This is a genomic window from Halomonas sp. 3D7M (assembly GCF_014897885.1).
GTDB lineage: Bacteria > Pseudomonadota > Gammaproteobacteria > Pseudomonadales > Halomonadaceae > Vreelandella.
On the sequence record NZ_JABUZF010000268.1, the window covers coordinates 59,186 to 63,624 of the forward strand.

The 4,439-nt window shown below is 50.6% G+C and carries 4 protein-coding genes and 1 pseudogene; all 5 read left to right on the forward strand.

Annotated features, from left to right (window positions below):
* Window positions 1-128: 128 nt before the first annotated feature.
* Window positions 129-1,328, forward strand: a complete 1,200-nt coding sequence (gene doeA, locus INT22_RS18210) for an ectoine hydrolase DoeA (protein WP_089039667.1) — start codon at window positions 129-131, stop codon at window positions 1,326-1,328.
* 27 nt (window positions 1,329-1,355) lie between these two features.
* Window positions 1,356-2,387 (forward strand): N(2)-acetyl-L-2,4-diaminobutanoate deacetylase DoeB, encoded by a 1,032-nt coding sequence (gene doeB, locus INT22_RS18215; RefSeq protein WP_193068714.1) that lies wholly within the window; start codon window positions 1,356-1,358, stop codon window positions 2,385-2,387.
* An 8-nt stretch (window positions 2,388-2,395) separates the two neighbouring features.
* On the forward strand, window positions 2,396-2,872 hold the full coding sequence (locus INT22_RS18220) for an Lrp/AsnC family transcriptional regulator (RefSeq protein ID WP_193068715.1): 477 nt from the start codon (window positions 2,396-2,398) through the stop codon (window positions 2,870-2,872).
* Window positions 2,873-3,065: 193 nt separating this feature from the next.
* A complete protein-coding gene (locus INT22_RS18225) occupies window positions 3,066-3,935 on the forward strand; it encodes a carbon-nitrogen hydrolase family protein (protein ID WP_038477761.1) in 870 nt (289 codons plus the stop codon).
* A 154-nt stretch (window positions 3,936-4,089) separates the two neighbouring features.
* A pseudogene (locus INT22_RS21490) lies at window positions 4,090-4,439 on the forward strand (biotin carboxylase); the annotation flags it as partial.

Here is a 4,439-nt window from a genome sequence, read left to right on the forward strand (position 1 = left end):
CTAGTATCGCCCTAAGACGACATTGGCAGGCCTACTGCGGGGGGGGCCAGGGCGATCCTGTGGCCCAGCGTGCCTAATTTACAATAGATAGCGCTGGTTCTTAGTGATCTTTGATGGCGAGTTGCCCGATGACTGAGGTTTCCCTGCCCTTCACACGTGAAGAGTACGCTAATCGGCTTTGGAAAGTGCGCGCAGAGATGGCGGGCCGTGGTATTGACGTTCTGATCGTCAGTGATCCTTCCAATATGGCGTGGTTGACTGGCTACGACGGCTGGTCATTTTATGTTCATCAATGCGTATTGGTGGGCCTTGAAGGCGAACCTGTATGGTTTGGCCGCCGTATGGATGCCAACGGCGCGCTGCGCACCTGCTGGATAGACCCCGATAATATTACCTACTATCCGGATTACTATGTTCAAAATCCGGATATGCATCCAATGGAGTATCTTGCCCAATCGATTATGCCCGACCGTGGCTGGCATACCGGTGTGGTGGGCATGGAGATGGATAACTACTACTTCTCTGCTAAAGCCTATCAAAGCCTTTTGCGTGAGCTTCCTCATGCGCGTTTCATGGATGCCAACGCACTCGTTAACTGGTGCCGAGCGATTAAGTCGCCGCAAGAAATAGCTTATATGCGTGTGGCAGCAAAAATTGTTGAAGGGATGCACACGCGTATTTTGGAGGTTATTGAGCCCGGGCTGCCCAAAAGTAAGCTGGTGTCGGAAATTTACCGCGTCGGCATCGAAGGGTTTATCGACGAGAATGGCAAAGTGTTTGGCGGCGATTACCCCGCCATTGTGCCGATGTTGCCAACCGGTAAAGACGCTGCTGCGCCGCACCTTACCTGGGACGACACGCCATTTCGTAAAGGTGAAGGCACGTTCTTCGAAATTGCTGGGGTCTTCAAGCGCTACCACGCGCCGATGTCGCGCACCGTATTTTTAGGTACGCCGCCAACCGACTTTATTCGTGCTGAATCTGCTTTGTTGGAAGGCATTGAGAGTGGCTTGGCCGTGGCTAAGCCGGGCAATCGTACGGCGGATATTGCCATGGCGCTGGGTGCGGCGATGGATAAATACGGTTTTGACCGTGGCGGCGCACGCTGTGGTTATCCGATTGGTATCTCGTACCCGCCGGACTGGGGCGAGCGCACGATGAGCTTGCGCCCCTCTGACGAAACTATTCTTCAGCCCGGAATGACATTTCACTTCATGCCTGGCCTCTGGGTAGAAGACTGGGGACTGGAAATTACCGAAAGCATTCTGATTACTGAAAATGGCTGTGAAACCCTGGCCAATTTTCCGCGCCAGCTGTTTGTTAAGTAGCTGTCTATACAATACAAGGGACATACAATGACGCTTCAACCGAACCAACTGCGGCCTAGCCCTATTTCCGCCACCGTTGATTTCGACGCCGATGGCGTACAGCACGGCTTTTTAAAACTGCCGATTTCCACCGATGAGTCTGCCTGGGGCGCGGTAATGATACCTATTACCGTGGTTAAAAATGGCGAAGGCTCCACGGCGTTATTAACGGGTGGGAATCATGGCGATGAATACGAAGGCATAACGTCGTTGTTGAAGCTTTCTTCCACGTTGAAAGCGGAAGAGGTGAGCGGGCGAGTAATTATCGTACCGTGTATGAACACGCCAGCAGTCATGGCTGGAAAGCGCACGTCGCCGATGGATAAAGGCAACTTGAATCGTAGTTTTCCAGGGGACCCAAACGGCACCGTAACGTCGCAAATCGCTGATTATTTTACCCGCGCGCTGGTTCCGATTAGTGATGTAGTACTCGATTTGCACTCTGGTGGCCGCACGCTGGATATTTTGCCGTTCGGCGCTTCTCACGTTTTAGACGATAAGTCTCAACAGCAGGCGGCGTTAGAAGGCGCTAAAGCGTTCGGTGCTCCCTATGCGATGGTGATGTTTGAGCTAGATGCGGAAAAGCTGTTCGATACTGCCTGTGAGCGCCAGGGCAAAGTGTTTGTGGCCACTGAACTTGGCGGCGGCGGCACGTCCACGCCGCAAAGCATTGCGATTGCTGAGCGCGGTGTACGCAATTTTTTGATCCATTACGGTTTGGTGCAAGGCAAAGTGGAAATGCCCGAGGTTGGGCAAATGTACCTCGATATGCCTGATGCCAGCTGCTACGTGCAAAGCCAGCATTCTGGGGTGTTGGAGCTGTTAGTGGCGTTGGGTGATGAGGTGAAAAAAGGCCAAACCATTGCCTATGTTTACGATATGACCCGCAGCGGTACCGCTCCTGTGGCTTACAAAGCGGAACGTGACGGCATCTTAATGGCTCGCCGTGCGCCATCGTTAATCAATATGGGGGACACCCTGGCGGTGATTGCCGATGTTGTTGAACGCCTGGAGGCGTGACAACCCGCATGATGAAATTGGACCGTTATGATTTAAAAATTCTCGATATTCTCTCTCGGGATGGACGAATCACTAAGTCGAAGTTGGCGGAAGCCATCAATCTCTCGGTGAGTCCCTGTTGGGAGCGAGTTAAACGTCTGGAAAATGCGGGCGTTATCGAAGGATATACCGCGCGCATTAATGCCGATGTATTAGTGCCGCGCAACTCCGTGTGGGTGCAGATCGAGCTCAAACAGCACAATGCTGAAAGCTTTTCCCGCTTTGAAGCATTAGTCATGCAAACGCCAGACGCCACAGAGTGCGTGGCGGTAGGTGGCGGTGTGGATTATCTGGTGAAGTTTGAAGTGTTTTCCATCGACAGTTATCAACGCTTGATCGATAGTTGGTTAGTCTCGGACGTGGGAATAGAGCGTTATTTCACCTATATCGTGACCAAATCGGTTAAGCGGACCGAGCTAGGTATTGGATCAAACGACTTTCTGTAATATTGGCCTGTGTAAATCGATCTATCTAAATCGAATTTAACAATTTATCCAGGTGTTTGATCAACGCTATTTCAGCGTTTCATTGGCTTAACATGAAAATTAATGCCACTCACCACTAGCTTAGTGAAAGACATCCATAGAAGTTAATTTACTAAGCGGAAACAGTCAGATCGCCTGACGCAGAGAGAAGCTAATGTCATATTTCACCATTGCCGGTGTTCAAATGCATGCCCTGCACCATGGCGACAATACCGAGGCTATGCGCCATCGGATCGATGCGCTAATGAATCGTTTTCCTCAGGTTCAAATGGTGCTGTTCAGCGAATTAATGCCGATGGGAGCTTCGCCGCTCCACGCTCAAACGTTGCCCAGCGATACCGAAGCATTTTTTTGCCAATTGGCTGCGCAACACCGCATCTGGTTAATTCCGGGATCAATGTTCGAGCAAGTCGGCGAGCATACTTACAATACCTTGGTAGTGATTAACCCTCTGGGCCAAGTTGTAACGCGTTATCGTAAGATGTTTCCGTTCCGGCCTTACGAAGCTGGCGTCGAGGGCGGCAGTGAATTTGTGGTCTTCGATGTGCCAACGATAGGCCGCTTTGGCGTTTCTATTTGTTATGACATGTGGTTTCCCGAAACGACTCGTACCCTGGCTTCAATGGGGGCCGAAGTCATTCTCCACCCCACGATGACGGATACCATTGACCGAGATATTGAGCTGTCAATTGCCCGCACCAATGCGGCGATCAACCAGTGTTACTTCTTCGATATCAATGGCGCTGGCGCGTTGGGGAATGGCCGCTCTATCGTCGTTGGCCCCTCTGGCGATGTGATCCATCAAGCGGGTATTGGTGAAGAAGTCATACCCATCGAAATTGACCTCAACCGCGTCCGCCGCGAGCGCGAAACAGGGTTGCGCGGTTTGGGCCAGCCACTGAAAAGTTTCCGTGACCGTGAAGTCGATTTTTCGCTATACCGTAGCGAAAACGGATCTTCCCCTTTCCTTGACACCTTAGGACCACTTGCTAAACCAGTACGTACCGACCAAGACATTTTTTAGGAGCCTATTTGGCTTGACCCATCATCACAAGAAGAATGGATTTCGCGCCAAGCTGGATGATCAATTTAGGCGAATATCGCGATATTTAGCGAAACTCCTAGGCAGCACTAGTTCAACACGGCCTTCAGTACGTGTCATACAAGGAGCGAAAACAATGAATAAAATAACGTCCATTGCAGATGTCCGTAGATATTTTCTAAACAATAAAGAGCCGGTTTACTTTATTTCTGCGACGAACTTCAATCTTCTGGGTATCGGTGATTGGGTCGGTAGCTTCCGTCACATTAACTATATTGACTGCTTTGAAGGCAAGCAGCGTAATGTCTTCGTGCCTAAACAGAAGTTTCCCCGCGACTTCGAGAGCATTGAGGATATTAATAACTATCTGCTTGAGCACAAAGAAGTCATTGATTTCATTCAATCACGAGCCAATGGCGAAAGCGCTGGGGTGGCAGCGTTTTTAATGTTCGATGAGCACACCGAAGAAATTTGTGAGCAGTTGGG

Coding starts and splice junctions, on each gene's coding strand:
- doeA (WP_089039667.1), top strand. CDS start 129: ATGACTGAGGTTTCCCTGCCCTTCACACGTGAAGAGTACGCTAATCGG.
- doeB (WP_193068714.1), top strand. CDS start 1,356: ATGACGCTTCAACCGAACCAACTGCGGCCTAGCCCTATTTCCGCCACC.
- INT22_RS18220 (WP_193068715.1), top strand. CDS start 2,396: ATGATGAAATTGGACCGTTATGATTTAAAAATTCTCGATATTCTCTCT.
- INT22_RS18225 (WP_038477761.1), top strand. CDS start 3,066: ATGTCATATTTCACCATTGCCGGTGTTCAAATGCATGCCCTGCACCAT.